Source organism: Burkholderia sp. Se-20378, assembly GCF_017104665.1.
Lineage (GTDB): Bacteria > Pseudomonadota > Gammaproteobacteria > Burkholderiales > Burkholderiaceae > Burkholderia > Burkholderia lata.
The window spans coordinates 1-619 of the sequence record NZ_JAAGPG010001233.1; the positions used below are offsets into that span (position 1 = coordinate 1).

Annotated in this window: 1 protein-coding gene and 1 pseudogene; one reads left to right on the forward strand and one right to left on the reverse strand. The window is 68.3% G+C overall.

The window, feature by feature from the left end:
- Nucleotides 1–262: pseudogene (locus G3N93_RS41175) on the reverse strand (hypothetical protein); the annotation flags it as partial.
- Nucleotides 263–455: 193 nt separating this feature from the next.
- Between G3N93_RS41175 and G3N93_RS41180 the strand changes: the two are divergent.
- Nucleotides 456–617 (forward strand): hypothetical protein, encoded by a 162-nt coding sequence (locus G3N93_RS41180; RefSeq protein WP_206135661.1) that lies wholly within the window; start codon nucleotides 456–458, stop codon nucleotides 615–617.
- The last annotated feature ends 2 nt before the right edge of the window (nucleotides 618–619 follow it).

The following is a 619-nucleotide window of genomic DNA, read 5'->3' on the forward strand; positions in this document are numbered from 1 at the left end:
TACAGACACGGGGGTGTGCTGGTGCGGGGGGGGGAGGGGGGGCGTTCGGGGCGGTGAGGTGGGGGGTGGCGGGGGTGGCCTCCTGGGCGGGCGCCTTGGGGGGGGTGTTGGCGGCATGGGGGTATGCGCGCGCGGCCGTATCGGGTTGCGTGACCGGCGCACCGGACTTCTCGCAGCCCGCGAGCAACAGCAGCGCACCGGCGGCCACGGCCGCCAGTACGGACCCGGGCACGCGACGCGCCCGCGAAGTCTTCATGTTCATCAGCAATCTCCGGCCGCGCGCCGCGCGGCCTCGTGGTTGGACCGACGTCGATGATACCGCCTGTGGAACAGGGCCAATCACGCGCCGTTATTAAAAATGGCTTTCAATTTCGGACTCGTCTGATTTAATCGCACACGCGAGGACACTAAAGTGGGCATGCTTCAATCCGCTTTGGACGTGCCCCCTTTTTCTCATGAATATCCTCGTCGACTGGTTCATCGCCCTGGCCGCCGTGCTCGCCGCCATCCTGTTCCTGTGCCTGCGCCCGCCGTCGGCGCACCGCCTGGCCGAATCCGGCCGCCCGCGCCGCGTCGCATCCGCGCGCCTGCTCACGCAGGCCGTGATCGGCTTCTGAGC

What these genes read in the sequence shown, in the direction of transcription:
- G3N93_RS41180 (WP_206135661.1), top strand. Translation starts at nt 456, where the DNA reads ATGAATATCCTCGTCGACTGGTTCATCGCCCTGGCCGCCGTGCTCGCC.